This is a genomic window from Streptomyces sp. NBC_01003 (assembly GCF_045162695.1).
Taxonomy (GTDB): domain Bacteria; phylum Actinomycetota; class Actinomycetes; order Streptomycetales; family Streptomycetaceae; genus Streptomyces.
In genome coordinates, this window is sequence record NZ_CP108707.1 from 4,155,423 (window position 1) to 4,181,314 (window position 25,892).

At 72.4% G+C, this 25,892-nt stretch carries 27 protein-coding genes; 8 read left to right on the forward strand and 19 right to left on the reverse strand.

Features of this window, described 5'->3' with window-relative positions; translation table 11 throughout:
• Nucleotides 1-14 precede the first annotated feature (14 nt).
• From OG698_RS18895 to sigE, 4 genes are all read right to left on the reverse strand, one after another.
• Complete coding sequence (locus tag OG698_RS18895) at nucleotides 15-461, reverse strand: sec-independent translocase (protein ID WP_399969854.1); 447 nt, start codon at nucleotides 459-461, stop codon at nucleotides 15-17.
• Between the two features lie 293 nt (nucleotides 462-754).
• Entirely contained in the window at nucleotides 755-2,701 is a 1,947-nt protein-coding gene (locus OG698_RS18900; RefSeq protein ID WP_406104215.1) for a trypsin-like peptidase domain-containing protein, read from the reverse strand.
• A 169-nt stretch (nucleotides 2,702-2,870) separates the two neighbouring features.
• Complete coding sequence (locus OG698_RS18905; protein WP_406104217.1) at nucleotides 2,871-3,854, reverse strand: zf-HC2 domain-containing protein; 984 nt, start codon at nucleotides 3,852-3,854, stop codon at nucleotides 2,871-2,873.
• A complete protein-coding gene (sigE, locus tag OG698_RS18910; protein WP_100596629.1) occupies nucleotides 3,851-4,624 on the reverse strand; it encodes an RNA polymerase sigma factor SigE in 774 nt (257 codons plus the stop codon). The genes OG698_RS18905 and sigE overlap by 4 nt, the downstream gene beginning before the upstream one ends.
• 156 nt (nucleotides 4,625-4,780) lie before the next feature.
• On the opposite strand from sigE, the gene OG698_RS18915 reads away from it, so the two are divergent.
• Complete coding sequence (locus tag OG698_RS18915; protein WP_406111144.1) at nucleotides 4,781-5,479, forward strand: O-methyltransferase; 699 nt, start codon at nucleotides 4,781-4,783, stop codon at nucleotides 5,477-5,479.
• 116 nt (nucleotides 5,480-5,595) lie between these two features.
• On the opposite strand, the gene OG698_RS18920 is transcribed toward OG698_RS18915, so the two are convergent.
• A complete protein-coding gene (locus tag OG698_RS18920; protein ID WP_003966491.1) occupies nucleotides 5,596-5,763 on the reverse strand; it encodes a DUF3117 domain-containing protein in 168 nt (55 codons plus the stop codon).
• A 311-nt stretch (nucleotides 5,764-6,074) separates the two neighbouring features.
• Here OG698_RS18920 and OG698_RS18925 point away from each other — a divergent pair, with 311 nt between their 5' ends.
• Nucleotides 6,075-6,878 carry an enoyl-CoA hydratase-related protein gene (locus tag OG698_RS18925; RefSeq protein ID WP_329570598.1) on the forward strand — a complete coding sequence of 268 codons (804 nt, stop codon included), beginning with the start codon at nucleotides 6,075-6,077 and terminating at the stop codon, nucleotides 6,876-6,878.
• Between the two features lie 38 nt (nucleotides 6,879-6,916).
• Here the strand turns inward: OG698_RS18925 and OG698_RS18930 are convergent, their stop codons facing one another.
• Complete coding sequence (locus tag OG698_RS18930) at nucleotides 6,917-7,519, reverse strand: DNA-3-methyladenine glycosylase I (RefSeq protein ID WP_406104219.1); 603 nt, start codon at nucleotides 7,517-7,519, stop codon at nucleotides 6,917-6,919.
• A complete protein-coding gene (locus OG698_RS18935) occupies nucleotides 7,516-7,875 on the reverse strand; it encodes a DivIVA domain-containing protein (protein WP_406104221.1) in 360 nt (119 codons plus the stop codon). The genes OG698_RS18930 and OG698_RS18935 overlap by 4 nt, the downstream gene beginning before the upstream one ends.
• A 150-nt stretch (nucleotides 7,876-8,025) precedes the next feature.
• On the opposite strand from OG698_RS18935, the gene folP reads away from it, so the two are divergent.
• Nucleotides 8,026-8,886, forward strand: a complete 861-nt coding sequence (gene folP / locus OG698_RS18940) for a dihydropteroate synthase (RefSeq protein ID WP_399969864.1) — start codon at nucleotides 8,026-8,028, stop codon at nucleotides 8,884-8,886.
• 18 nt (nucleotides 8,887-8,904) lie between these two features.
• On the opposite strand, the gene OG698_RS18945 is transcribed toward folP, so the two are convergent.
• Nucleotides 8,905-9,654, reverse strand: coding sequence for a TIGR00730 family Rossman fold protein (locus OG698_RS18945; protein WP_406104222.1), 750 nt, complete (start codon nucleotides 9,652-9,654; stop codon nucleotides 8,905-8,907).
• Between the two features lie 73 nt (nucleotides 9,655-9,727).
• Nucleotides 9,728-10,807 carry a succinyl-diaminopimelate desuccinylase gene (gene dapE, locus OG698_RS18950; RefSeq protein WP_406104223.1) on the reverse strand — a complete coding sequence of 360 codons (1,080 nt, stop codon included), beginning with the start codon at nucleotides 10,805-10,807 and terminating at the stop codon, nucleotides 9,728-9,730.
• A gap of 62 nt (nucleotides 10,808-10,869) precedes the next feature.
• Between dapE and OG698_RS18955 the strand changes: the two genes are divergently transcribed.
• Together OG698_RS18955 and OG698_RS18960 are read left to right on the forward strand one after the other, a co-directional pair.
• Nucleotides 10,870-11,796, forward strand: a complete 927-nt coding sequence (locus tag OG698_RS18955) for a heavy metal transporter (protein ID WP_406104224.1) — start codon at nucleotides 10,870-10,872, stop codon at nucleotides 11,794-11,796.
• A 300-nt stretch (nucleotides 11,797-12,096) separates the two neighbouring features.
• Complete coding sequence (locus OG698_RS18960; protein WP_406104225.1) at nucleotides 12,097-12,555, forward strand: ATP-binding protein; 459 nt, start codon at nucleotides 12,097-12,099, stop codon at nucleotides 12,553-12,555.
• Nucleotides 12,556-12,636: 81 nt separating this feature from the next.
• Here the strand turns inward: OG698_RS18960 and OG698_RS18965 are convergent, their stop codons facing one another.
• Both OG698_RS18965 and fdxA read right to left on the reverse strand, forming a co-directional pair.
• Nucleotides 12,637-13,740 carry a bifunctional succinyldiaminopimelate transaminase/glutamate-prephenate aminotransferase gene (locus OG698_RS18965; RefSeq protein WP_406104226.1) on the reverse strand — a complete coding sequence of 368 codons (1,104 nt, stop codon included), beginning with the start codon at nucleotides 13,738-13,740 and terminating at the stop codon, nucleotides 12,637-12,639.
• 115 nt (nucleotides 13,741-13,855) lie between these two features.
• Nucleotides 13,856-14,176: a ferredoxin gene (gene fdxA, locus OG698_RS18970; protein ID WP_030573070.1), complete on the reverse strand. Its 321-nt coding sequence runs from the start codon at nucleotides 14,174-14,176 to the stop codon at nucleotides 13,856-13,858.
• A 140-nt stretch (nucleotides 14,177-14,316) separates the two neighbouring features.
• Here fdxA and OG698_RS18975 point away from each other — a divergent pair, with 140 nt between their 5' ends.
• Both OG698_RS18975 and OG698_RS18980 read left to right on the forward strand, forming a co-directional pair.
• A complete protein-coding gene (locus OG698_RS18975) occupies nucleotides 14,317-15,396 on the forward strand; it encodes a GNAT family N-acetyltransferase (protein ID WP_406104227.1) in 1,080 nt (359 codons plus the stop codon).
• 11 nt (nucleotides 15,397-15,407) lie between these two features.
• Nucleotides 15,408-16,250 carry a tetratricopeptide repeat protein gene (locus OG698_RS18980; RefSeq protein WP_406104228.1) on the forward strand — a complete coding sequence of 281 codons (843 nt, stop codon included), beginning with the start codon at nucleotides 15,408-15,410 and terminating at the stop codon, nucleotides 16,248-16,250.
• Between the two features lie 4 nt (nucleotides 16,251-16,254).
• Here the strand turns inward: OG698_RS18980 and OG698_RS18985 are convergent, their stop codons facing one another.
• From OG698_RS18985 to OG698_RS19020, 8 genes are all read right to left on the reverse strand, one after another.
• Entirely contained in the window at nucleotides 16,255-16,869 is a 615-nt protein-coding gene (locus OG698_RS18985) for a response regulator transcription factor (RefSeq protein ID WP_399969880.1), read from the reverse strand.
• Entirely contained in the window at nucleotides 16,866-18,008 is a 1,143-nt protein-coding gene (locus tag OG698_RS18990) for a sensor histidine kinase (RefSeq protein WP_406111146.1), read from the reverse strand. Before OG698_RS18990 ends, OG698_RS18985 begins: the two co-directional genes overlap by 4 nt.
• A 35-nt stretch (nucleotides 18,009-18,043) precedes the next feature.
• A complete protein-coding gene (locus tag OG698_RS18995; RefSeq protein WP_406104229.1) occupies nucleotides 18,044-18,784 on the reverse strand; it encodes an ABC transporter permease in 741 nt (246 codons plus the stop codon).
• Nucleotides 18,781-19,701 (reverse strand): ABC transporter ATP-binding protein, encoded by a 921-nt coding sequence (locus OG698_RS19000; protein ID WP_406104230.1) that lies wholly within the window; start codon nucleotides 19,699-19,701, stop codon nucleotides 18,781-18,783. Before OG698_RS19000 ends, OG698_RS18995 begins: the two co-directional genes overlap by 4 nt.
• A 145-nt stretch (nucleotides 19,702-19,846) precedes the next feature.
• Nucleotides 19,847-21,817, reverse strand: coding sequence for a hypothetical protein (locus OG698_RS19005; RefSeq protein ID WP_406104232.1), 1,971 nt, complete (start codon nucleotides 21,815-21,817; stop codon nucleotides 19,847-19,849).
• A 143-nt stretch (nucleotides 21,818-21,960) separates the two neighbouring features.
• Complete coding sequence (locus OG698_RS19010; protein WP_406104234.1) at nucleotides 21,961-22,440, reverse strand: DUF6113 family protein; 480 nt, start codon at nucleotides 22,438-22,440, stop codon at nucleotides 21,961-21,963.
• A complete protein-coding gene (mshB, locus tag OG698_RS19015; RefSeq protein WP_398375717.1) occupies nucleotides 22,440-23,333 on the reverse strand; it encodes an N-acetyl-1-D-myo-inositol-2-amino-2-deoxy-alpha-D-glucopyranoside deacetylase in 894 nt (297 codons plus the stop codon). The genes OG698_RS19010 and mshB overlap by 1 nt, the downstream gene beginning before the upstream one ends.
• A gap of 30 nt (nucleotides 23,334-23,363) precedes the next feature.
• The gene (locus OG698_RS19020) at nucleotides 23,364-23,558 is read right to left on the reverse strand and encodes a hypothetical protein (protein ID WP_406104236.1); all 195 of its coding nucleotides are present in this window, start codon (nucleotides 23,556-23,558) and stop codon (nucleotides 23,364-23,366) included.
• A 165-nt stretch (nucleotides 23,559-23,723) separates the two neighbouring features.
• Here OG698_RS19020 and OG698_RS19025 point away from each other — a divergent pair, with 165 nt between their 5' ends.
• Nucleotides 23,724-25,847 (forward strand): prolyl oligopeptidase family serine peptidase, encoded by a 2,124-nt coding sequence (locus tag OG698_RS19025; RefSeq protein ID WP_406104238.1) that lies wholly within the window; start codon nucleotides 23,724-23,726, stop codon nucleotides 25,845-25,847.
• The last annotated feature ends 45 nt before the right edge of the window (nucleotides 25,848-25,892 follow it).

The window sequence follows — 25,892 nt, forward strand, 5'->3', positions numbered from 1 at the left end:
AGGTCACGTAGGCGTCAGGTCGCGTCGGCGTCGTACGGCGGGTGGTCGTCCGCCGCCGGCTTCTCCGGCTTCTTCTGCATGTCGATCCTGGCGGGAGCCGAACCGGACGACGCGGCGGCGGAGCCGGACGAGGACTCGTCCGCGCTCTGCACGGCCTCCGTGACCTCGGCCATCTCCTTCTTCAGGTCGAAGCCGTTACGGATCTCTTTCAGCCCGAGCTCGTCGTTGTCCAGCTGCTTGCGGATGAACGTCTTCGGGTTGAGGTCCTCGAACTCGAAGTCCTTGAACTCCGGGCCCAGTTCCTCACGGATGTCCCGCTTGGCGCTGTCCGAGAACTCGCGGATCTTACGGATCGTGCGCGTCACGTCCTGAATGACCTTCGGCAGCTTGTCCGGGCCGAAGACGAGCACAGCAAGAACGACGAGCGTCAGCAGCTCGAGTGGGCCTATGTCGTTGAACACCTTGCGCTCCTAGCGTGTCCTCAGGCCCGCAGCAGGTCTCCGTGGCAGGTCTTCCGGGTTCCGGACCGGGTCCACGGTACCCGGCGTTGCTGTCCGTCCGGTAGCCACTGGGCTACGTCTGGGCTCAGCCGTCGCACAAGCGCTTGCCGCCGACGCTCCGGCAGGGACGCGACCTGACCCCGACGAGGCCCGGGATCGGCCTCGGCTCGGCCCCGACCTGGCCCCGGCTCGGCCCCGCCGGAGGTCGGGGCGGGGCCAAGGCGAAGCGCCTGCCGAGCGCCGTCAGTCGCCGGTCAGCTGCCGTCCGCGGAGCCGAGGACGAGGGTCACCTCGCGCTCCTTGCCGTCCCGTTCCACGGTCAGGGCCAGGCGGTCCTCGGGCCGGTGGGAACGGATCTTGACGATGAGTTCCTGGGCGGAGTGGACAGGCGCCCCGTCCACCGCGGTGACGACGTCGCCGCCCTTGATCCCGGCCTTGGCGCCGGGGCCGCCCGGATTCACCGGCGAGCCGCCGTTGTTGCCCTTCGTGGCGACACGGGCTCCGTCACCCGAGTAGTCCATGTCGAGCGTGACGCCGATCACAGGGTGGGTCGCGCGGCCCGTGTTGATCAGCTCCTCGGCGACGCGCTTGCCCTGGTTGATGGGGATGGCGAAGCCGAGGCCGATCGAGCCGGACTGGCCGCCCTCCAGGTCCGAGCCGCTGTCGGCGGAGCGGATGGCGCTGTTGATGCCGATGACGCGACCCTGCGAATCGACCAGCGGGCCGCCCGAGTTGCCCGGGTTTATGGGTGCGTCGGTCTGCAGCGCGTCGACGTAGCTGATGTCGCTGCCGTCGCCCTTCTCGCCGCCGGCCGTGATGGGCCGCTCCTTGGCGCTGATGATCCCGGAGGTCACCGTGTTGGCCAGGTCGAAGGGGGCACCTATGGCCACGACGGGGTCGCCGACCTGGACGTTCTCCGAGTTGCCGAGGGCGAGGGGCTTGAGCCCGCGCACGCCGGTGACCTTGACGACGGCGAGGTCGTAGCCGGAGTCGTGGCCGATCACCTCGGCCTTGGCGGTCTCGCCTCCGCTGAAGGTGACCGATATGTCACCGCTGCTGCCGGCCGGTTCGACGACGTGGTTGTTGGTGAGGATGTGGCCCTGGGCGTCGAGGACGAAACCGGTGCCGGTGCCCTGGGCATCGGCACCGCTGACGTGGATCGTGACCACGCCCGGCAGGGCGCGGGCCGCGATTCCGGCGATGCTGCCGGGGTCGCGCTTCACGGACTCGGCGTCGGTCTGCGGCAGTTCCACGTCGGCGGACGAGCCGTCGCGCTCCAGATACGTGCCGACGAGGCCACCGATCCCGCCCGCGACGAGCGCGACCACGGCGGTCCAGACGACCAGCAGCCGCCGCCCCCGCTTGGTCCCCCGCCGCCGCCCGTCCACGGGCGCGGGCGTTTTCCAGGGGTCATACCGCTGCCAGGGCCCTCCGGGCGGGGGCGGGTTGATCCCGGGCCCGCCGGGGACCGCACCGGGCCCCTCCGGGCCACCCGCGAGCGGCAGCGCCCCATGGTGCGCCTGCTGTTCGACAGGTACCGGCGCGTGATCCGCCGGATGCGGGCCGGGCTGAACGGCTGCGGCAGGATGCGGGGCGTACGGGGCGGCATGGGGTATCGGTCCGCCGGCGTACGGCGGCAGTGTGCCGTGCTCCGGCGGCACGGGCGTGCCGTGGGCAGGGGACGGCATGGCCGTGCCCTGCGCGGGCGTGGCGGCGGCCGGGTGCTGCACCGGCGGCGCGGGCGCCCAGGGCCCGGGCTCACCGTAAGGCGGCGTGCCGTAGGGATCCGGCGCATGCAGAGGACGCGGCCGCGCCTGCGGCACGGCACCCTGATCAACCGTTACGGGTTCACTGGGCACCCCAGCAGATCCCTCGGCCACCACTGCATCAGCAACCGGAACGGGATCCCTGGGATCTTCAGCAGCCGGGACATCGGCAACGGCACCGCGGTCACCGAAAGCCTCGCCAGTACCGGCACCAGTGCCCGCAACCGACGCCCCGTCACCCGAAGCTTCACCGCTCCCGACGAGTACACCTGCGGTACCGGCTCCCGACCGGGACTCGGCCTCAGCATCCCCCGAGCCCGCCGCAGGCATCGACGCGGGCTGGGCCAGCTCGAAGTCCCCGTCATCGCGCGGAGCGCCCCCGTTGGGCCGGGGGCGGCTCCACCACTTCGCCTTTGTGGGCTTCCCCTCGTCCATCTTCCGCCGCTCTCCCCACACCTGGCCCGCGGCAACGACCCGCGGGCGGCCACACGGCGATCGCCCCAATCGGACCGCCTGTCGGCGCCGCACTCCGGGATCGCCCGGCGGGCACGGCCGCTCACCATGGATTCAACCAGGTTCGCGGACCGGCGCGCAGAGGGCAGGGTCAGCGGGCGGAGGCCGTGGGCGTGCCGGAGGGCGACACCGCGGGGGCCGCCGCGAGGCTGGACCCGGGGCCGGTCTCCGGGCTCGCCCCGGGGCTTTCGAATGCGGTGCCGACGCCGGACAGCGGCAATGCGGGGACGGATGCGGCGGGACGTATCAGGGGGGACAGCGTCGTGGTCCCGCTGAGGAGCGGGGCCGCGAGCGGGTAGACGGCGCTCTGCGCGCCCGGCTGCGTGGCCATTCCGGACAGCAGGGGTGCGCCCGACTCCGTGGCGGCGACCGGTGCGTTCAGCGCGCCGCCCGCCCGCTGTCCGAGCATCGGCGACATGTTCCGGCGGCGCTGTGATTCGGCCGCCGTGGCGGCGCCGGCGCTCTGGGTGCGCAGTGGCGTCGCGTTGCTGCCCGAACCGCCGCCCCGGACGTCACCGCCCGTGTCGGCGGGAACGCCGGTGGAGACGCCGCCGAGCGCGATCGCGGCGAGCGACACGGCACCGGCAGCGGCGAACGCGAAGCGGCGCCCGCGGGAGGCCGCGCGGTCGGTGTCGGCGCGGCCGACCTCATGGATGCGGAAGCCGCGCTCCGCGGCGGGGGCGCTGGCGAGCAGTGCGTTGTGGCGGCCGGCCGGGGCGTAGCCGAAGGGGTCGGGGTCTACTCCGAAGACTCCGTTCCCGAAGCCTCTGCCGCCGAGTCCTCCCCCGCCGAACGGGGTGCCGCCGCCGTGTGAGTCGTCACCTCCCCCGGGGAGCCCCTGGAGGCGGGCCAGGAAACTCTCGGTGGGGGGCGGCGGTGCCGCCTCGGCGAAGACACTCTTCAGTCGCCGCTGTGCGTCGGCCTCGGCCTTGCACTTCGGACAGGTGGCCAGATGGGCGAGTCCCCGCTCGCGGGCGTCATGGCCCAGCTCGCCATCGACAAGTGCGGCGAGCCGGTCTCCGAGATGCTGCTCGGAGAGCTGCCGCTCGGCGGGGTCCGGACGTGATCCACTCACGCGGTCGTGCCCCCTCCTCCAAGCGCGGGAACGCCCGTGGCCGCGAGCGAGCGACGCTCGGCGCGCGCCTCGGGCGACCGGTGCTGCAGGGCCTTGCGCAGCTGCGAGCGGCCTCGGTGGATCCGGCTGCGGACCGTGCCGAGCTTGACGCCCAGGGTCGCGGCGATCTCCTCGTACGAGAGGCCCTCGATGTCGCACAGGACGACGGCCGCACGGAATTCGGGCGCGAGGGTGTCCAGCGCCTGCTGGACGTCCGCGTCGAAGTGCGTGTCGTGGAAGACCTGCTGCGGCGACGGCTCGCGGCTCGGCAGGCGCTCGGCCGCGTCGTCCCCGAGGGCGTCGAAGCGGATGCGCTGCTTGCGGCGCACCATGTCGAGGAAGAGGTTCGTGGTGATGCGGTGCAGCCAGCCCTCGAAGGTGCCGGGCGTGTACGTCGACAGCGAGCGGAAGACGCGGACGAAGACTTCTTGTGTGAGGTCCTCGGCGTCGTGCTGGTTACCCGTCAGACGGTAGGCGAGGCGGTAGACCCGGCCGCTGTGCGTGCTGACGATCTCCTCCCAGGTCGGGGGAGTCCACGCCTGCGATTCCGCATCAGCGGCGAAGGTCGCGGTCTGCGCGGGACGGGCGGCGTTGGAACGGTCAGCAGTGTTGGTCACGGATTTCGGCTCACCCGCCGACCTGAGAAAGCGCCTCAGCACTCCTCCCCGATCCACAGGCGCAGCCGCACCTCCCCTGTCAGCTCTGGTGGTGTCCAGTGGAGCCCCTACCATAGCCACCTCGCCCGTTAGCTCCGGATAAGCGTTTTTACTGAGATTTGCCTGAGGACGCCGGGCGCTTCGCCTGCGCTGTTTGGTCTGTCGGTCCACCGGCCACCCCCGCGCTCTTTCCCACGCCGTTCTCTCCTGTCCTCTTAAACGCCCGGTCCCATCTGCGAGTTCCCGCCACCAACGGATACAGTCACGCGCAGGCAACCACGGGGACAGGAGAGGGCCATTACCGGCAACCGGCAGACGAGCTGGGCGTTCGCCGACGCCTTTGTCGCCGAGGACGACGCGCTGCGCTGGGCCCGGGACCGGGCCCGTGAGGCCGGCACCCGCCCGGTGTCCCCCGGCGCGGGCGCCGCGCTGCGGATGCTCGCTGCCACCGTGGGCGCCAAGGCGGTGGCCGAGATCGGCACGGGGACCGGGGTGTCCGGAATCCATCTGCTGCACGGCATGCGGCCCGACGGCGTCCTGACCACGGTGGATCCGGAGCCGGAGCGGCAGCAGTTCGCCCGGGAGGCGTTCCGCGCCGCCGGATTCGCGAGCAATCGGGCGCGTTTCATTCCCGGGCGGGCCCTCGACGTGCTGCCGCGGCTCGCTGACAGCGGCTACGACCTCGTCTTCTGCGACGGCGACCGCACCGAGTGCCTCGACTACCTCGCTGAATCGTTGCGCCTGTTGCGTCCCGGCGGGCTCGTCTGTTTCGAGGGCATCTTCGCCGACGGCCGGACGGTCGATTCCGGTCCCCAGCCGGTGGAGGTCCTGCGGATGCGGGAGCTGCTGCGGGCGGTGCGTGAGGCACAGGATCTGGTGCCTTCACTGCTCCCGGTCGGCGACGGGCTGCTCTGCGCCGTCAAGCGCTGACGCCGCGTCCTCAGCCTCGCAAATGATCTTCCATACATGCTCTGACCTGCGGATACACGACTGCCCCGGCACCGCTTGCGGTACCGGGGCAGTCGACAGGTATGGTCGCTTCCGCGTTAGCCGACGACCTTCTTGAGGGCATCGCCGAGTGCATCGGCCTCGTCCGGAGTCAGCTCGACGACAAGCCGACCGCCGCCTTCGAGCGGAACGCGCATGACGATGCCCCGCCCCTCCTTGGTCACCTCGAGCGGGCCGTCGCCCGTCCGCGGCTTCATGGCCGCCATGCTCGTTCCCCTTCCTGAAACCAGCTCATCGCAGCCGACAACCCAGGTGTCACCGGCATCGAACACATTGCTTCTTGGCCATTATCCCGCATCGCGGGACCCGATGACCAACTTCGGTCTGCATCGCTTGCACAACGCGCTTGAGCAAAACCACTCAATTCGGCGCTGTGACTGCGATACTGCGCCTCCTTCACGACTGCGCCGAGACATTTTTCTTTGACGCAGGTCACATGCGCGGGCTCCGCCGCAGACCGTGATCTCCGCCATGCTGAGCACTGACGACGACCGAGCCGCACCAGTTGGAGGGTTCCATGGCCGACAGCGTTCTCTACGAGGTGAGCGACGGGCTCGCGACCATCACGCTCAACCGCCCCGAGGCGATGAACGCGATGAACACCGAGTCCAAGGTCGCCTTCCGGGACGCGGCACAGGCGGCCGCGGCGGACGGTGCGGTACGGGCCGTGCTGCTCACCGCCGCGGGCGACCGGGCGTTCTGTGTGGGCCAGGACCTGAAGGAGCACGTGGGCTCCCTGATGGCCGACCGCGAGGCGGGCACGGGCCGCACCATGAACACCGTGCGCGAGCACTACAACCCGATCCTGCGGGCCCTGACACAGATGCCGAAGCCCGTCGTGGCCGCGGTCAACGGCGTGGCCGCGGGGGCCGGTTTCGGCTTCGCGCTCGCCGCCGATTACCGGATCGTCTCGGACACGGCTGCCTTCAACACGTCCTTCGCGGGCGTCGCCCTGACCGCGGACTCGGGGGTCTCCTGGACGCTGCCGCGCGTCGTGGGCCCCGGGCGCGCCGCCGATCTGCTGCTGTTCCCGCGCTCGGTGAAGGCGCAGGAGGCGTACGAGCTCGGGATCGCGAACCGGGTCGTGCCCGCGGCCGAACTGGCCGAGGAGGCGCGGAAGCTGGCGCGTTCCCTGGCCGAGGGTCCGACGCTGGCGTACGCGGCACTGAAGGAGTCCCTCGCCTTCGCGGCGGGTCACACCCTGGACGAGTCCCTCGACAAGGAGGACGAACTCCAGTCGAGGGCGGGCGCGTCGGAGGACCACGCCATCGCGGTCCAGGCGTTCATCGCCAAGGAGAAGCCCAAGTACCTGGGCCGGTAGGACGCGTGCGTGGCCCGTGGCGTGGGTGAGGTCCGCCCTCAGCGCTTGCGGGCCATGCAGTCCACCAGGTGGTCGTTGACCAGGCCGCAGGCCTGCATGAGGGCGTACGCCGTCGTCGGGCCGACGAAGCGCAGGCCGCGCTTCTTGAGCGCCTTGGACAGGGCCGTCGACTCGTCCGTGATCGCGGGTACGTCTCCGATGACGCGCGGCGCCGGGCGCGCCGGGCGGGCGGTCGGGTCCGGGGCGTGCGACCAGATGAGGGTGTCGAGCTCGCCCTCGGGCCAGTCTGCGAGCACGCGCGCGTTGGCCAGCGTCGCGTCGATCTTGGCGCGGTTGCGGATGATGCCGTCGTCGGCGAGGAGCCGCTCGCGGTCGGTGTCCGTGAACGCGGCCACGTCGGAGATCTTGAACCCGGCGAACGCGGCGCGGAAACCCTCGCGGCGGCGCAGGATCGTGATCCAGGACAGGCCGGACTGGAACGCCTCCAGGGAGACCCGCTCGAACAGCGCGTCGTCGCCGTGGACGGGGCGGCCCCACTCCTCGTCGTGATACTTCACGTAGTCCTCGGTGGACAGGCCCCACGGGCAGCGCAGCGCCCCGTCCGGGCCCGGTACGGCGCCGCCGGCGCTCTCGTCGCTCACTGGTGGCCCTCTCCGGGGTGCCGGCCGAAACGGGGTCCCTGGGGTCTCATCTGGGCCCGCGCGCCCGACAGGGCGGTCTCGAGGTCGGAGATCCGCTGGTCCCGCTCGGCGAGCTCGGCGCCGAGCCGCCCGAGGGCGTCGTCCACCTCCGCCATGCGGTAGCCGCGCAGCGCGACGGGCAGGCGCAGGGCCTCCACGTCGGCGCGGCCGACGGGCCGGTCATGGGGCAGCGGATCGGTGAACTGCTCGGGCGGCGCCTCCGGGAGCGCCCCGCTCTCGCCGCCGCCGAGCACGGCGAGCGTCACCGCGCCGACGACCACGACGAGCGCGACGACCAGAAACAAGAACATGACCATCTTCGCTGTCCCCTGGCTCGAAGCCCGGATCCGGTCCCGATCCCGGTCCGGAAACTGTCAGGGTCCGATCGTGCCATGAGGGTGTGACAGTTAGGGTCGCAGGCGACCGGTCGACAGGTTTCACAGCAGCCACAAGGAGAGTCACAGGGGATGCTCAGGCTTGGCCCGCGCGAGTTCGGCGCACACGAGCCGGTGATCATGGCGATCGTGAACCGGACCCCAGACTCGTTCTACGACCAGGGTTCGACGTTCCACGACGAGCCCGCTCTCACCCGGGTCGAACAGGCCGTGGCGGAGGGCGCCGCGATCATCGACATCGGCGGGGTCAAGGCGGGCCCCGGCGACGAGGTGAGCGCGCAGGAGGAGGCCCGCCGCACGGTCGGCTTCGTGGCCGAGGTGCGCCGCCGCTTCCCGGACGTCGTCATCAGCGTCGACACCTGGCGGCACGACGTGGGCGAGGCGGTCTGCGAGGCCGGCGCCGACGTCCTGAACGACGCGTGGGGCGGCGTCGACCCCAAGCTGGCGGAGGTCGCGGCGCGTTACGGGAAGGGCCTGGTCTGCACGCACGCGGGCGGCGCCGAACCGCGAACGCGGCCGCACCGGGTGACGTACGACGACGTCATGGCGGACATCCTCGACGTGACGGTGGGCCTCGCCGAGAGGGCCGTGGCGCTGGGGGTGCCGCGCGAGTCGGTGCTCATCGACCCGGGGCACGACTTCGGCAAGAACACCCGGCACAGCCTGGAGGCGACGCGCAGGCTGGGCGAGATGGTGGCGACGGGCTGGCCGGTCCTGGTGTCCCTGTCGAACAAGGACTTCGTCGGCGAGACGCTCGACAGGCCGGTCAAGGAGCGGGTGATCGGGACGCTGGCCACGACGGCGGTGTCGGCGTGGCTGGGCGCGCAGGTGTACCGGGTCCACGAGGTGGCCGAGACCAGGCAGGTGCTCGACATGGTCGCCACCATCGCCGGCCACCGGCCCCCGGCGGTCGCCCGCCGAGGGCTCGCCTAGGCGCCCGCTCTCAGGCGCCTACTTGCTGACTTCCTTGGTCACGAGGGCGATCGCCTCGTCCACGTCGTCCGTGACGTGGAACAGCAGCAGGTCGGCCTCGGAGGCCTTGCCCTGAGCGATGACGGTGTTCTTCAGCCAGTCGACGAGGCCGCTCCAGTACTGCGTCCCGAACAGGACGATCGGGAAGCGCGTGACCTTCGTGGTCTGGACGAGGGTGAGCGCCTCGAACAGCTCGTCCAGGGTGCCGAGGCCGCCCGGCAGGACCACGAAGCCCTGCGCGTACTTCACGAACATGGTCTTGCGGACGAAGAAGTAGCGGAAGTTCAGGCCGAGGTCGACGTACTGGTTGAGGCCCTGTTCGAAGGGCAGCTCGATGCCGAGGCCCACGGAGATGCCCTTGGCCTCGACGGCACCCTGGTTCGCGGCCTGCATCGCGCCGGGCCCGCCGCCCGTGATGACCGCGAACCCGGCGTCGACGAGCGCCCTGCCGATGGCGACTCCGGCCGCGTACTCCGGCGAGTCCTGCTGCGTGCGGGCCGAGCCGAACACGCTGATGGCGGGCGGGAGTTCGGCGAGCGTGCCGAAGCCTTCGATGAACTCCGACTGGATGCGCAGGACCCGCCAGGGATCGGTGTGCACCCACTCGGAGGGACCGTCGGAGTCGAGGAGGCGCTGATCGGTGGTGCTCGACTGGACCTGGTCGTGGCGACGGATCACCGGGCCGAGCCGCTGCTCCTTGGGGCGCTTCCTGCCCTCGGGGTTGCTCATTCGCTGCTCCCTCCACTGCGTACGTGCAGCAAGGGTAGGTCTACGCGGGTTACGTGCGGGGGACCTCGGAGTGTCAGGCCGTGAGCCAGGAGCGCAGCCGCTCCTCGGCGGCGAGGACCTTGCGGGTGTCCACGCGCTCGTCCCTCTTGTGGGCGAAGATCGGGTCGCCGGGGCCGTAGTTCACGGCGGGGACGCCGAGCGCGCTGAACCGGGAGACGTCCGTCCAGCCGAACTTGGGGCGGGCCTTGCCGCCGACGGCCGCCATGAACGCGGCGGCGGCCGGGTGGTCGAGGCCGGGGCGCGCTCCGCCGGTGTGGTCGTCGACCACGTAGTCGTCGATGTCGCAGCCGGCGAAGAAGTCCCGGACGAAGGCCTCGGCCTCCTCGGCGCTGCGGTCGGGCGCGTAGCGGAAGTTGACGGTGACGGAGCAGGCGTCGGGGATGACGTTCGTGGCGACGCCGCCCTCGATGCGCACGGCGTTGAGGCCCTCGTGGAACTGGAGGCCGTCGACGACGGGCTTGCGGGGCTCGTACGCGGCGAGGCGTTCCAGGATGGGGGCGGCCTTGTGGACGGCGTTGGAGCCCATCCACGCGCGCGCGGAGTGCGCCCGCTCCCCCTTGGTCGTCAGGATGACGCGCAGGGTGCCCTGGCAGCCGCCCTCGACCTCGCCGTCGGTGCCCTCCAGGAGGATCGCGAAGTCACCCTCCAGCCAGTCGGGGTGGGCCTCGGCCACATGTCCCAGACCGTTGAGGTGGGCGGCGACCTCTTCGTTGTCGTAGAACACGAACGTGAGGTCGCGGTTGGGCTCGGTGACGGTCTGCGCGATGCGCAGCTGGACCGCGACCCCGGACTTCATGTCGCTGGTGCCGCAGCCCCACAGGATGCCGTCCTCGTCGAGGCGCGAGGGGACGTTGTCCGCGATCGGGACCGTGTCGATGTGCCCGGCGAGGATGACCCGCTCGCCGCGCCCCAGGTTCGTCCGCGCGACGATGTTGTTGCCGTACCGGTCGACCGTGAGGTGCGGCAGGGCGCGCAGGGCCGTCTCGATGGCGTCGGCGAGGGGCTTCTCCTGCCCGCTCGGCGACGCGAAGTCGACCAGCTGGGCGGTGAGCAGCGCGGCGTCCCGCGTGAGGTCAAGGGCGGTGAGGTCCATGGCGTCGACCCTAATGCCCGGCGGCCGCGGGCCCTGTCGGTGGCCTCCAGTACCTTTGACGCGTGCCTGAGCCCCCCACCCTCGTCCGGCGCGGCCGCCTCCTCCGTATCGGGGCGGCCGTCGTGGTGCTGCTCGCTGTCGCCGCGTATCTGATCGTCCAGTACGTCTCGGGTGGCAGACCGGCCCCGCGCTGCACGGTCGTCTCGGGGAACGACGACGGCGCGTCCTACGAGTTCACCTCCGAGCAGGCGGTGAACGCGGCGACGATCTCGGCCGTCGGCACCTCGCGCGGCATGCCCGAGCGCGCCGTCACGATCGCGCTCGCGACCGCGCTCCAGGAGTCGGGCCTGCGGAACATCCACCACGGCGACCGCGATTCGCTGGGCCTGTTCCAGCAGCGCCCGTCGGAGGGCTGGGGCACGCAGGCGCAGATCATGGACCCGGTGTACGCGGCGGGGCGGTTCTACGAGCACCTGGACAAGATCCCGGGCTATTCGCGGCTGCCGCTGACGGTCGCCGCGCAGCGCGTACAGCGCAGCGGCTATCCGCAGGCGTACGCGAAGCACGAGCCGGACGCCACGCTGCTCGCCGCGGCGCTGACGGGCCGGGCGGGTGCCTCGCTGACCTGCGAGGGGCGGCCGAGCGGCACGGAGGTCAGGAAGCCGGGCGATCCGGCGAAGGTACGGGCGGCCATGGTGCGTGACTTCGGGCGCGAGGTGTCGCCGGCGGCCGGTGGGGACGGGCACGACGTGACCGTCCCGGTGCCCGCCACGGTGGACTCGGCCGAGGGCGGGGAGCGGCAGCGCGGCTGGGAGCTGGCGCACTGGGCGGTGGCCAACTCCTCGGCGCTGCGCATCGAGCGGGTGTCCTACGCGGGCCGCGACTGGATCGCGGGCGACGCCGGCGGCAAGTGGAGCGGGGCGGCGGCGCAGGCCGCGGCGGGGGCCGAGAAGGGCCTCGGAGAGGTCCGGATCGTCATCGCGCAGTAGTGCGGTTGATAGCTCGATCGGGCGATGTACGTCAGCTGAGGACGACGCCCCTCGCGGTTCTTCGCAGGACCCGTGGGCATATGCGGAAATCCCTTGCGGGCACAGGGGCGTAGGAGTTTTACGACCTCGCCGAGCGCGTGGCGTTTGCCCGTTTTTCGCCGCAGATGATAATGCGACACATTGCCAACTCTTTACGTTGCGCGGGCGAAACCTTCGCGACCTTCGAGCGGTAGTCACTGCGTCCGAGCGCCGGGCACCCGACGCCGGACACCACCGTTCTCTCCCGTCTAAGGAGCATCAATGTCCCTCCCCCTGACCCGCCGGATCGCCCGTGCCGCGCTGCTGATCGCAGCGGGAGCGGCTCCCGTGGTCGGAGCGGCCGGATCCGCGAGCGCCGTAGACCTCCCGGCCACCCCGAACGTGGGCAGCCTCACCGCGCTCGACGGCGCGAACGTCGGCAACACCGTCGACGGCGCCGCCCGGAACGTCAGCGGCCTCGCGGGCGACACAGGCAGCAAGGCCGTGAAGAAGGCCGTGCCGACCGTCGGCAAGGCCGTGGGCCGGAGCGCCAAGACGGCCACCCCCGCCGCCCAGAAGGCGGCCGGTGACGTCGCGGGCAGCGCCGGTGACGTGGTCGGCCAGACCACGGGCACGGCCACCCACGGCGGCCTCCCGACCGACGCGCTCGGCAGCGGCCTGCCCACCGGCGCGCTCCCCGCGACGGGCGAGCTGCCGACGCAGGGCCTGCCGCTCGGCTGAGCATCCGGCACACAGTGAAAGGGGGCGGGGAGCCTGTGACGACAGGCTCCCCGCCCCCTCCGCTGTGCCGTGAGCTCTGGCTCAGGCGCCCTGGCTCAGGCGCTCGACCGCCGCGGCCACGCGCTCGTCGCTCGCCGTCAGCGCCACGCGGACGAAGCGGTCGCCCGCGGGCCCGTAGAAGTCGCCGGGCGCGACCAGGATCCCCAGCTCCGCCAGGTGCGCCACGGTGTCCCAGCAGGACTCGTCGCGCGTCGCCCACAGGTAGAGGCTCGCCTCGCTGTGCTCGATGCGGAAGCCGTGCTTGACCAGGGCCTCGCGCAGGGCCGTGCGGCGGGCGGCGTAGCGCCCGCGCTGCTCCCGCACGTGCTCGTCGTCGCCGAGGGCCGCGACGACGGCCGCCTGCGTCGGGGCGGACGTCATCATGCCGCCGTGCTTGCGGATCTCGAGCAGGTCGCCGAGGACGGCGGCGTCACCGGCCAGGAAGGCGGCCCGGTAGCCCGCGAGGTTCGACCGCTTCGAGAGCGAGTGGACCGACACGATCCCCTCGTACGAGCCGCCGCAGACGTCCGGGTGCAGGACCGAGACCGGGTCCGCCTCCCAGCCGAGCTCGATGTAGCACTCGTCGGAGAAGACGAGGATGCCGTGCTCGCGCGCCCAGGCGACGATCCGGGTCAGCTCGTCCTTGGACAGGACGCGGCCGGTCGGGTTCGAGGGCGAGTTGAGCCACAGGAGCTTGATCCCCGTCGGGTCGAGCTCTGTCGGGTCGTCGTACGAGACGTGGTCCGCGCGGGCCAGGCGGGCGCCGACCTCGTACGTCGGGTAGGCCAGGCGCGGGTAGGCGACCTTGTCCCCGGGGCCGAGTCCCAGCTGCGTCGGGAGCCAGGCCACGAGCTCCTTGGAGCCGACGATCGGCAGGACGTTGCGGTGGGTGAACCCGCGCGCGCCGAGGCGCCGCTCGCTCCAGCCCACGAGCGCGTCCCGCAGCTCGGGCGTGCCCCACACCGTGGGATAGCCGGGCGAGTCCGCGGCCGCGATCAGCGCTTTCTGGATCAGCTCGGGCACCGGGTCGACCGGCGTGCCGACGGAGAGGTCGACGATCCCGCCCTCATGGGCGGCGGCCGTCTTCTTGTACGGCTCGAGCTTGTCCCAGGGGAACGTGGGAAGGCGGTCGGAGACTGCGGACACCTGACTCACTTCTTTCGTACGTGTCTCTCGTACGTGCATGCGTACTTGGGTAAACGCCTCGGTCCCGTACGGCGGGCGTGCCGTACGGGACCGGGGCGGTGCGATATGCGGCCGCTTACTGGTTCTGCGGCGGAAGCGCGGCGATGAAGGCGTGGTCGCGCTCGATCAGGCCGAGCTTGCTGGCGCCGCCGGGCGAACCGAGCTCGTCGAAGAACTCGACGTTCGCCTTGTAGTAGTCCTTCCACTCTTCAGGAGTGTCGTCCTCGTAGAAGATCGCCTCGACCGGGCAGACCGGCTCACAGGCTCCACAGTCGACGCATTCGTCCGGGTGGATGTACAAGGACCGGGAGCCCTCGTAGATGCAGTCGACCGGGCACTCCTCGATGCACGCCTTGTCCTTCACGTCGACACAAGGCTGCGCGATGACGTAGGTCACGCTGTCGTTCCTCCTCGGTAGGGCGCGGCGGGCCGATCTGCGGCTCGTCCGCGTGGCGCGCGGGAGCGCGGCGTCGTCGATGCCCGCACCTAGTATCTCCGTTCCTGGGCATGATCCGAACAGGAGGGGTGGACCGAGCTGTGGAATTCACTGCGGGCGGACGGCTCGAGCTTCGCTTGACGGCCTCTGACGTGGGAAAACGTGTCTCTGTGCGACGACTGACCGAGGTCGGCTCGCCGGGTGCGAAGTTCACCGACACGGTCGGAGTTCTCACATCGTGGAACGATGGTGTGCTGCTCATCACAAAACGGGACGGAGAGCAGGTCCGCATTCCGGAATTGTCGCTGGTCGCGGGCAAGGTCGTGCCGGCCGCGCCCGCACGGCGCCGCGGCCCCGCCGCGTCGTACGAGGAGCTGGCGCGGGCTGCCGCGCGCGCGTGGCAGCCGGTGGAGAGCGAGCGGCTCGGCGGCTGGGAGCTGCGGGCCGCGGTGGGGGATGGGCCGAGCGAAGCGCGTCCCTGGGGGGCGGCGGTCGGGCGACGGGTGGGCTTCACGCGGCGGGCCAACTCGGTGCTGCCGCTCGGCGATCCGGGGCTCCCCCTCGACGAGGCGCTCACGCGCGTCCGTGCCTGGTACGAGCGGCGCGGGCTGCCCGCGTACATCCAGACCGCGACCGGCGCCGAGGGCACGCAGGAGCTGCTGTGCGCGGAGCTGGAGGCGCGGGGATGGGTGCGTGAGGTCACCGCGGAGATGTGGATCGCGGGGCTCGCGCCGGTCGCGGACGGCGTGGACACCGGCGACGCGGTCGAGCTGACGCGGGAGCCGGGCGAGGCGTGGCTCGGCCGGTACCAGCGCAAGGGCGCGAGCGAGGTGGCCCTGAAAGTGCTGACCACCGGGCCTTCGGTGTGGTTCGCGACCGTGCCGGGCGAGGGCGGGGAGCCCGACGCGATCGGGCGGTGCGTCGTGGACGGGCGGTGGGCCGGTTTCGCGGCGGTCGAGGTGGCTCCGTCGCGGCGGCGCGAGGGCCTGGCGTCGGCCGTGATGACGGCGCTCGCGCGCCGGGCGCTGGAGGAGGGTGCGTCGGCGGCCTGGCTCCAGGTGGAGGCGGACAATGAGGGGGCCCGGGCGCTGTACGGGCGGCTCGGCTTCGCCGCGCACCACGCGTACCACCACTACCGCGCCCCGGAACCGGACCGGGACCCGGATTCGGCCGGACACTGAGCGAGGCGCGTATGTCCCCCCACATCTCACCCCGCTCCGAGGAGCTGCGCCGGCGGTTCGCCGAGGAGGCGCGGGCGGAGCGGCCCGATCTGTCTCAGCTGTGCCTCCTGGTGGCCGCCGAGGCGGACGGCTCGCTCGACGAGGCCGGGATGGACGCCGTCCAGATGGACCTCGACCGGCTCGCCGGGCAGGTGCCGTTCCGTCCCGGCGGACCGCGGGCGTGGGCGACGGCGCTGGCCGAGCTGCTGGGGGCCCGCTGCGGTTTCCGTGGCACGCCGGGCGACTACGAGCGGCTGGAGTCCTCGCTCCTGCACGAGGTGGTGCGGCGCAGGCGGGGGCTCCCGATCCTGTTGTCGGTGGTGTGGATGGAGGTCGCGCGGCGGGCCGGGGCGCCGGTGTACGGGGTGGCGCTGCCGGGGCACTTCGTGGTCGGGTTCGGACCCCCGCAGGATCAGGTGCTCGCCGATCCGTTCGACGGGGGCCAGGTGCTGACCGGGGCGGACGCGGAGCTGCTCGTGGCCGGTGCGACGGGGGCGCCGCTGAACGCCTCGATGCTGCAACCGGCCGATCCGCTGGACGTCGTGCTGCGGATCCTGAACAACATCCGCGCGTGGGCGGCGGCGCGGCCGGAGCGTTCGGACGTGTCGATGTGGGCGGTCGAGCTGTCGCTGCTGCTGCCCACGCACCCGGCCCGGCTGCGCTACGAGCGGGCCCAGCTCCTCGTCCGCAGCGGGGACTTCCTCGCGGGGGCGGCGGAGCTGGACGCGTACGCGGATGTGGTGGGCGCCGTGGACGCCCCGGCGGCCGAGACCGTACGCGCGCAGGCGCGGGCGGCCCGGGCGATGCTGAACTGACCGGCTACAGCCACCCCTTCTCGCGGGCGATCCGTACCGCCTCCGCCCTGTTGCGCACGGCGAGCTTCTGGATGGCCGTCGAGAGGTAGTTGCGGACCGTGCCCTGGGACAGGTGCAGGGCCGCCGCCAGCTCGGCGTTGGTCGAGCCGTCGGCCGCCGCGCGCAGGATCTCGCGTTCGCGGTCGGTCAGCGGGTTGGCGCCCTCGGCGAGCGCGGCGGCCGCGAGGGTGGGGTCGATGACGCGCTCACCGGCGAGCACTTTGCGTACGGCGTCGGCGAGTTGGGCCGCGGGAGCGTCCTTGACGAGGAACGCGTGGGCGCCGGACTCCATCGCCGTACGGAGATAGCCGGGGCGGCCGAACGTCGTGAGGACGACGACCTTCAGGGCGGGCAGCTGCTCGCTGAGCTGGGCGGCGGCCTCGATGCCGGTCATGCCGGGCATCTCGATGTCCAGGAGCGCCACGTCGGGCCCGTGGGCGCGGGCCGCCTCGAGGACCTCGTCGCCGCGCGCCACCTGGGCGACGACCTCGATGTCGGGTTCGAGGCCGAGGAGCGCCGCGAGGGCCTCCCGCACCATCGACTGGTCCTCCGCGAGCAGGACCTTGATCTGAGCGCTCATGCGCCGGATCCTACGGAGCCCACCGGCACCCGGGCCACCAGCAGGAACCCGCGGTCCCGCCCGGGCCCGGCATCCAGAGTGCCGCCGACGCCCTCGACGCGTTCGCGCAGGCCCGTCAGGCCGTTGCCCGGAACACCGCTGCCGCCCGCCGCGGCACCGGCCCCGTCGTCCTCCACCGTCAGCTCCATGACGGGACCGCCGAGGGTCTGGCGGAGGGCGATGCCGACCGTGCAGCGGTGGGCGCCGCTGTGCCGTACGGCGTTGGTGACGGCCTCGCGCAGGGTCCAGGCGAGGGCGGCCTCCTGTTCCGCGGGCAGGTCGTCGGGGGCGTCCGCGGGGACATCGGCCTCGATGCCGGCGGCGGCCAACGCGGCACGTGCTCCGGCCAGTTCGGCGCCGAGGCGGGCGCGGCGGTAGCCGGTGACGGCCTCCCGTACGTCGACGAGCGCCTGGCGGCTGACCTGCTCGATGTCGGCGACCTGCTGCGCCGCCTTCTCGGGCTGGTCGGGGAGCATGCGGCCGGCGAGCTCGCTCTTGAGCGTGATCAGGGAGAGCGAGTGGCCGAGGAGGTCGTGCAGGTCGCGGGCGAGGCGCAGGCGCTCCTCGTTGGCCGCGAGCTGGGCGACGGTGGCGCGCGCCCTGCGCAGTTCGACGGTCGTGCGAACGAGTTGCCGTACGCCCGTCATCGCGAAGCCTCCGAGGAGCGCGGGCACGACGAGGCCGAGGTCCCAGCCGCGGCCGAGCGGGATCCCGAGGAGAACCATCGCGGCCGTGACCGCGACGATCGACCAGCGGGCGTACCGCATGGGCAGCACCGCCCCGCAGGACACGGAGACGTACACGAACAGGACGAGCCAGGGGGCGCCGAGTGTGAGGGACATGACGACGGCGACCGCGGCGAGCGCCCCGAGGATCGCGGCCAGCCGCCCCAGGCGCATGGCGCGGGCCGTGTGGCGGAAGACGAGGGCCAGATAGACGCCGACGAAGGCGACCAGGCCGAGCCAGCCGAGCGCGGTGGCCCAGGCCGTGTGGCCGCCGTTGACGAGGTCGTCGATCGGATCCGCCATGAAGACCAGCCAGATGCCGATCCACAGCAGCTTGCGCAGGGCCTCACGGTGGTTGCGGGGCGACTGCCCCATGCCGGTGAGCCTGATCTCGTCCGGCGTCTTGGCGTTCACGCCTTCAGGGTGTCCTTTCGGTACAGCCAGGCCGCGCCGCCGGCGAAGACCAGGAAGTAGGCGACGATCAGCGTGACGTCCTTGGCATGCGGGGCGTTGCCCAGCTCGATGGCCTGGCCGAGGGCAGCGTACGCGTGTGTGGGCAGCCAGGAAGCGATGTCGCTGAGCCACTGCGGGAAGCCGGTCGAGGGGAACCACAGGCCGCCCAGGATCGACAGGCCGAAGTACACGATCATCGTGATGGGACGGACGGCGTCGCCGGTCGCGAGGTAGCCGATGGCGACGCCGAGCGCGGCGAAGCAGAGGCTGCCGGCCCAGATCGCGACGACGAGGGCGAGCCACTGCCAGGCGTCGAGGCGTACGCCCTTGGTGACCGCGGCGACGACGAAGACGACGACGATGGACGGCAGGCTGACCACGGCCGCGCTGGCGGTCTTGGCAAGGACGTAGCCGCGCCCGGGGAGCGTCGTCAGGCGCAGCTGGCGCACCCAGCCGCTCTCTCGCTCCTTGGCGATGCGCTCGCTGTTGCCCATGAGGACGGCGGTCAGGGCGCCGAAGGACGCCATGGACACCATCATGAACGCGGCGAGTTTCAGGCCGGTGCCGTCGACCATGGTCGAGCTGTCGGAGCTGCCCGCGATGAGCAGGAACAGGACCGACGGGTAGACGACGGAGAAGAACAGGAACTTCTTGTTGCGCAGCGCCCGGGTGATCTCGAGCTTGATCAGGCTGTTCATGACGTCCTGGCCTCCTCGGCCGTGGTGATGGCTACGAAGGCCTGCTCCAGGCCGAGGCCCGCGACCTCCAGGTTGCGCGGGTAGACGCCGAGTCCGTACAGGGCGTGCACGGTGGCGTCGGCGTCGCTCGACTGGAGGCGGACGGTGCGGCCCGACACGTCGAGGGTGGTGAGGAACGGCAGGGCGCGCAGGGCCGGTTCGTCGATGTCGCCCTCCAGGTCGAAGGCGACCTTGCGGGCGCCGGCCCTGGCCTTGATCTCGGCGGCGGTGCCGTCGGCGAGGAGGCGGCCGCGGTGCAGGACGAGGACGCGGTCGGCGATCGCGTCGGCCTCCTCCAGGTAGTGCGTGGCGAAGAGGACCGTGCGGCCCTGGTCGGCCTGTTCGCGCATCGTGGCCCAGAACGCCTGGCGGGCCGAGACGTCCATGCCGGTGGTCGGCTCGTCGAGCACGATGAGGTCGTTGGCGCCCGCGGTGGCGAGGGCGAAGCGGACGCGCTGCTCCTGGCCTCCGGAGAGCTTGTTGACCTTGCGGTCGGCGATCTGCGCGATGCCCGCCCGGGACAGCACCTCGCCCGGCTTGTACGGCTTGGGGTGCAGGGCGCAGGCGAGCTTCACGAGCTCGGCCACGGTGACCTCGTCCATGAGGCCGCCGCTCTGCAGCATGGCGCCGACGCGGCCCTGGACTATCGCGTCCCGGGGGCTGGTGCCGAAGACGCGGACGGAGCCGGTGTCCGCCGGGCGCAGGCCGAGGAGGAGGTCGAGGGTGGTGGACTTGCCCGCGCCGTTCGGGCCGAGGAGGGCGACGGTCTCGCCCGGGTGCAGTTCGAGGGTGAGCCCGTCCACGGCCCTGACGTCCCCGTAGCTCTTGCTCACCCGCTCGAAGCTGACCACCTCGGTGGCCTGTGCTGTCGTTGTCATGGCATCCATGCTGGCGGGCGGGGGCGGGTGCCCGGCAGTGTCGGCAGGCCGGAGTCCGGGATGACAGATGTCATGTCCGCGGGCGGCAGCACAGCGGGCGGGCCCCCACGAAGGGAACCCGCCCGGTATGCGACGTACGTGCCGGCTAGCCCGGGTTGGTCTCGATGGTCCCGGTGCGCTCGGCGGGCGTCTTGCCCTTGAGGGCCTGCCGCATTGCGGCAGCCACGTCGTTCGCGTTCACCGGCGTCTTCTTGCCGGTGCCGCGCGTGATGAGGATGCCGTCGAACGTGTTGCCGTACAGCTTCTTCAGGGCCGGCAGGTCGTAGACGTCGACGAGCTTGCCGTTGACCGCCTTGACGCCGAGGATCTGCGGCAGCGACTTGGCGGGGCCGAACGGGATCTGTGCGTTGCCCGCCTTGATGACGACGTTCGCGGACATGGCGGGCTGCGCGAACTCCTTCATCATCCGGTCGACCTCGGCGTTCGAGACGGTGGGCTTGCGGGTCGTCGTCGCCATCGGCACGGCCCGCGCGGCGCCCGTCTCCACGTGCGCGCGGTACGCCTCCTCGACGGACGAGGAGGAACGGGCGACGTCGATGCCCTTGCCCGTCTTTCCGTACACGGCGATGGCCTTGCCCGGGACGAACTTGATCGTGCCGTCGCCCGTGGAGGCGTCGCCTGCGGCCCGTTCGAGGGCGGCCTGGAGCTTCTCCTCGTCCACGGGCATGACCGGCTCGACGACGCGTTCGTTGCCGAACAGCGAGCCGATCACGGAGACCGGGTTGTAGTCGCTGCCCGCGGCCGCCGCCACCGTCGCCGTGCTGTCCAGGCTCAGGCCCGCCTGGTCCGGCCTGAGCGGCACGGACTTGCCGTCGACCGACAGCTGGAGCGGGTCGGTGGTGCGCTTGCCGAAGGCGGTGTCGAGCTTGGCCGCGGCCTCGTCACGCGTGCCGCCGCCGATGTCGACGCCGAGCACGGTGGTGCCCTTGGGCACGTCCGAGTGGCTCATCAGCAGTCCGGCGCCGTACGCGACACCGACCAGGCCCACGACACCCGCGCCCGCGAGGACGAGCTTGTTGCGGCCCTTCTTCTTGCGGGGCGCGGCCGGGGCGCTCTGGCCGACCGGGTCGGGGAGCTTCGGCGGGGTGTGCGGCACCGGGCCTTCGGGGCGCGGGCCGGGCGCGAACGGCGCGTTCGGTCCGCCGAGGCCCGGCGGGACGACCGGGATACCGCTGGTCAGCGTCTCGCCGGAGACATGGCCGCCCGGGCCCGGCTCGGGCGCGGGCTTCTGCGGCGTCAGGATCGCGGTGTCGTCGCTCATCTGCGGCGGCCGCTGACCGCCGGGAGGGCCGCCGACCGGACCGCCCATAGGGCCGCCCATAGGACCTCCGGGAGGGCCGCCGACAGGTCCACCGGGGCGTGCCATCGGATTGTCACCGCCGGAGCGCGCCATGGGGCTGTTGCCGCCGACGGGCCCCGTGGTCGGTCCCGCGGGGCCACGCGGGGGGACGCCGGGGCCGGTGCCGTCGGCGTTCCCGGCGAAGTAGGGCAGGTCGCCGCGGTGCGGGTCGCCGGAGCTCCCGGGCTGCGGCGGCCGGCCGTGCGGCGCGGTGGCGCCGCCCGACTGGCCGGGCACCGTACCGGAGTTGCCCGGAGCGGGAGCGTCGGCGGAGGCGCCCCGCTGGGGCGGGCCCGACTTGCGCGGCGCGAACCAGTCGCTCGTCTTCTCCTCCGCGGCCGGTGCGCCCGGGCCGTCACCCGAAGGAGCGGACCGGGGAGCAGGCGGGGCGGGGGTCTCGGGTGCCGGGACCGGCGCGGCGGCCGGGTCCGGGGTGGCGGGTCCCGCGTCCACATCGCTCATGGGCGTGCGCATCACTACGGGCGGGATGGGGCGCGATCCGGGGATGTTGATCCGGATCCGCGTCGTCAGCGTGGTCTCCGTCTTGCGTTCCTCGGGGACCGGCCGGCCCTCGGCGGGCTGCCCGGCATCGCCGGGCGCACCGTCGCCGGACCCGGCGCCCTGGGCGGGGGTGCCGTACGGAGGCGTCCCCGAGGGGTACGCGGCACCGCCGCGCCCCTGGGGCCCGGAGGACGAACTGTCAGTTTCACGACTCAAAGCAGGTTCTCCCGGTTGGCTCCGCCGCCCGTCTCGACCTCACGCGGGCTGCTCGGCGGCGCGCACCACCATACTGGCCGCGGCCGGAACGCATCCGGTGACCGCCGACGAAACCCGTACGGGGCACGGGCCGAAGTGGTACGTCACTTCCCAAGTCGGGCGGCGGGTCGGGGTGGTTGCTGCGGCAGACCGAGGGTGGCGCACATCACAGCGACGGCCATCCCGCCGAGAAGGAACAGATAGGAGCCGGTTCCCGCGCCGAAGAGGAAGTCGCCCTCGGGCCTGGTCGCCGTGAGCAGGATGACCGTGACGGCCCAGCCCACGGCGGGCGCGACGGCCCCGCCCCGGGTGCCCGTCGCCCGTGCCCCGCCGAGGAACGCACCGGCCGCGCCGAGCAGCGCGAGGAGCAACCCGCCCGGAAACAGGCCGCCTTGGACCAGGGAACCCGCCACCCCGACAAGTGCGCCGAGCACGAGGAGCCCCGCCAGCACGGCGATGCGCCCGGCGCCGGGGCCGGTCCCCACCGGCTGGACCGCCGGGCCGGCCGGGGGCTTCGCGGCGCCGCTCGACGCCGCCGCCCGCCCGGACTTGGCCGGGTTGCCCGACTTTCCTGCGCCACTCATCACGCCACCACTCCCGCGAACAGGTCCGTCTCGTAGGGCGCCCCCGCCTCGCCCCGCGCCAGCTCGTAATACTCCACGTCGAAGACCGGCTGGGCGAGCCCGTTCGACAGGGCGAAGACCGGTTCGCCGCCGGGTGCGATCTCGACCTGGGTGGCGTGGGCGCGCATCGCGGCGGTCTTGGCCGCGGCGAAGGCCCTGCCGTCGATCTCGGCGGTGACCCGCTCGTCGTCCACGACGCCCGGTACGTCGCCGATCTCGGCCGCGGTCCCGTACGGAGTCGAGCCGAGGACACCGGCCAGCCAGCGGAAGCGCTCCTCGACCACGGAGCGGGGCACGCGGTTCCAGTAGATCTTCGCGACGGTGTGGGTGTCGCCGAGGTCCCGGCGGAACGCGGGCTCGGCCGCGAGCTCGGCGGCGCGCATGGCGACGCGGTGGGCCTTGATGTGGTCGGGGTGGCCGTAGCCGCCGTCCGGGTCGTAGGTGACCAGGACCTGGGGGCGGACCTCGCGGATCACCTCGACGAGATGGGCCGCGGCCTCGTCCAGGTCGGCGGCCCAGAAGGCGCCGGGCCGGTCGTTCTGCTCGGCGCCCATCATCCCGGAGTCGCGGAAGCGTCCGGGGCCGCCGAGGAAGCGGTGGTCGGTGACCCCGAGCTCCTTCATGGCGGCGGTGAGCTCGCCGATGCGGTGCGGGCCGAGGATGTCCTCGCGGTCCGGGGCGAGGTGCGCGAGAACGTCCGGGATGACCTCGCCCTCCTCGCCGAGGGTGCAGGTCACCAGGGTGACGTGGGCACCGTCGGCCGCGTACTTGGCCATGGTGGCGCCATTGTTGATCGACTCGTCGTCGGGGTGCGCGTGCACGAGGAGCAGACGCCGGTCGGGCAGTTCCGTCATGCGCCCCAGCCTAGGACGTCACGACTGGGCCTAGAACTTGATCCCGCCGATCACGCCCGCGACGTTCGTCGTGAGCTCGCTGATGGTGGGGGCGATGGAGGAGCTGGCGAGGTAGAACCCGAGCAGGACGCAGACGATCGCGTGTCCGGCCTTCAGACCCGACTTCCTGATCAGAATGAAGACGATGATCGCGAACAGCACCACTGCCGAAATCGAGAGTGCCACAGCGGTCCACCTCCCTTGATCCGAGTCCAACTGCCGTACGCCACGCGGGAGCCGACCGGTTTTTGCCCACGCAGCGCTATGGATCATAACTATCCGTCCCGCCGCATGAGTCGGTGCATGGCAGCAAGGGGGGCGCACGGCGGCACGGCCCCATAGGGTCGGGGGATGACCACCGAGCCTCTCTCCTTTCCGCGCCAGCACGCCCGCACCCAGCGCTTCACGCTCGGCGCACCACGGGCGTTCACGGTGGCGCCCGACGGCGAGCGCGTCGCCTTCCTGCGGTCCGGATCCGGTACCGATCGGGCGAACGCCCTGTGGCTCCTGGATGTGACGTCCGGCGAGGAGCGGATCGCCGCCGATCCCCGGGCCCTTCTGGGCGGCGCCGAGGAGGATCTGTCGGACGAGGAGCGCGCACGGCGCGAGCGCAGCCGCGAGGGCGCCGCGGGCATCGTCGCCTATGCGACGGACGCGGCCGTGGAGCTGGCCGCGTTCGCGCTGTCCGGCCGGCTGTTCACGGCGGAGCTGCGCGCGGGCACGACCCGCGAACTCCGCGTCCCCGGACCGCTGATCGACCCCCGCCCGTCTCCGGACGGCCGCCATGTCGCGTACGTGTCCGGGGGCGCCCTGCGCGTCGTCGGCGCCGACGGCGAGGGCGACCGGGCCCTCGCCGCTCCGGGCGAGGACGAGGCGTCGACCGTCACGTACGGGCTCGCGGAGTTCATCGCGGCCGAGGAGATGGGGCGCTCGCGGGGCTTTTGGTGGTCGCCCGAATCGGACCGGCTGCTGGTGGCCCGGGCGGACGACGCGGCGGTGCGGCGCTGGTGGATCGCGGATCCGGCGCACCCGGACCGCAAGCCCGCCCGCAACGCGTACCCGGCGGCGGGCACGCCCAACGCGCAGGTGCGGCTCTTCGTCATCGGTCTGGACGGGGCGCGCACGGAGGTGTCGTGGGACCGGGCGAGGTACCCGTATCTGGCGCGGGTGCACTGGTCGGCCGACGGGGCGCCGCTGATCCTCGTACAGGCCCGTGACCAGCTCAGTGAGCTGTATCTCGCGGTGAACGTCGGCGACGGTTCGACGCGGATGGTGCACGCGGACGAGGACGGGCAGTGGCTGGAGCTGTTCCCCGGTGTGCCGTCGTGGTCGCCGAGCGGGCAGCTCGTGCGGATCGCGGACGAGGGCGGGGCGCGGGTCCTCGCGGTCGGTGAACGGCCGCTGACCGGGCCGCAGTTGCATGTGCGGGCGGTCCTGGACGTGGGCGAGAGCGACGTGCTGATCTCGGCGTCCGCGGGCTCGGCGGCGGCGGTCCGGGAGACCGGCGAGGTGCATGTGTACCGGGTCAACGAGCTGGGCGTGGAGCGCGTCTCGGACGAGCCGGGCGTGCACTCCGCGGTGCGCGCGGGCGGCGTGACCGTCCTGGCGTCGGCGCGCACCGACGAGCCGGGCACGCGGGTGCGGGTGATGCGGGACGGCAAGCAGATCGCGACGGTCGCCTCGCACGCCGAGCGCCCCTCGCTGAGCCCCCGCCTGACGCTCACGGAGGCGGCCGGCATCCCGTGCGCCGTCCTGCTCCCGTCCTCGTACGAGCAGGGCGACGGACCGCTGCCGGTGCTGCTCGACCCGTACGGCGGCCCGCACGGGCAGCGGGTGCTCGCCGCGCACAATCCGCATCTGACGTCGCAGTGGTTCGCCGACCAGGGCTTCGCGGTGGTCGTCGCGGACGGCCGCGGCACCCCCGGCCACTCCCCCGCCCGGGAGAAGGCGATCCGCGACGACCTCACGCTCACGCTCGACGACCAGATCACGGCCCTGCACGCGCTGGCCGACGCTTTCCCGCTCGACCTGACCCGGGTGGCGATCCGCGGCTGGTCGTACGGCGGCTATCTGGCGGGGCTCGCGGTCCTGCGCCGCCCGGACGTCTTCCACGCGGGCATCGCGGGCGCCCCGGTCACGGACTGGCGGCTCTACGACACCCACTACACGGAGCGCTACCTGGGCGACCCGAAGGCCGCGCCGCAGGTGTACGCGAAGAACTCGCTGGTCACCGACGACGGTCTGGCCGAGGCGGCGGAGCAGCACCGGCCGCTGATGATCGTGCACGGCCTGGCCGACGACAACGTCGTGGTGGCGCACAGTCTGCGCCTTTCGTCGGCGCTCCTCGCCGCGGGCCGGCCGCACGAGGTGCTGCCGCTGTCGGGCGTGACGCACATGACGCCGCAGGAGCAGGTCGCGGAGAATCTGCTGCTGCTCCAGGTGGACTTCCTGAAGCGCTCGCTGGGACTGGTCTAGAAAGGCGACCGGCCGGAGCGACATGGCGCGCTCCGGCCGGTCCAC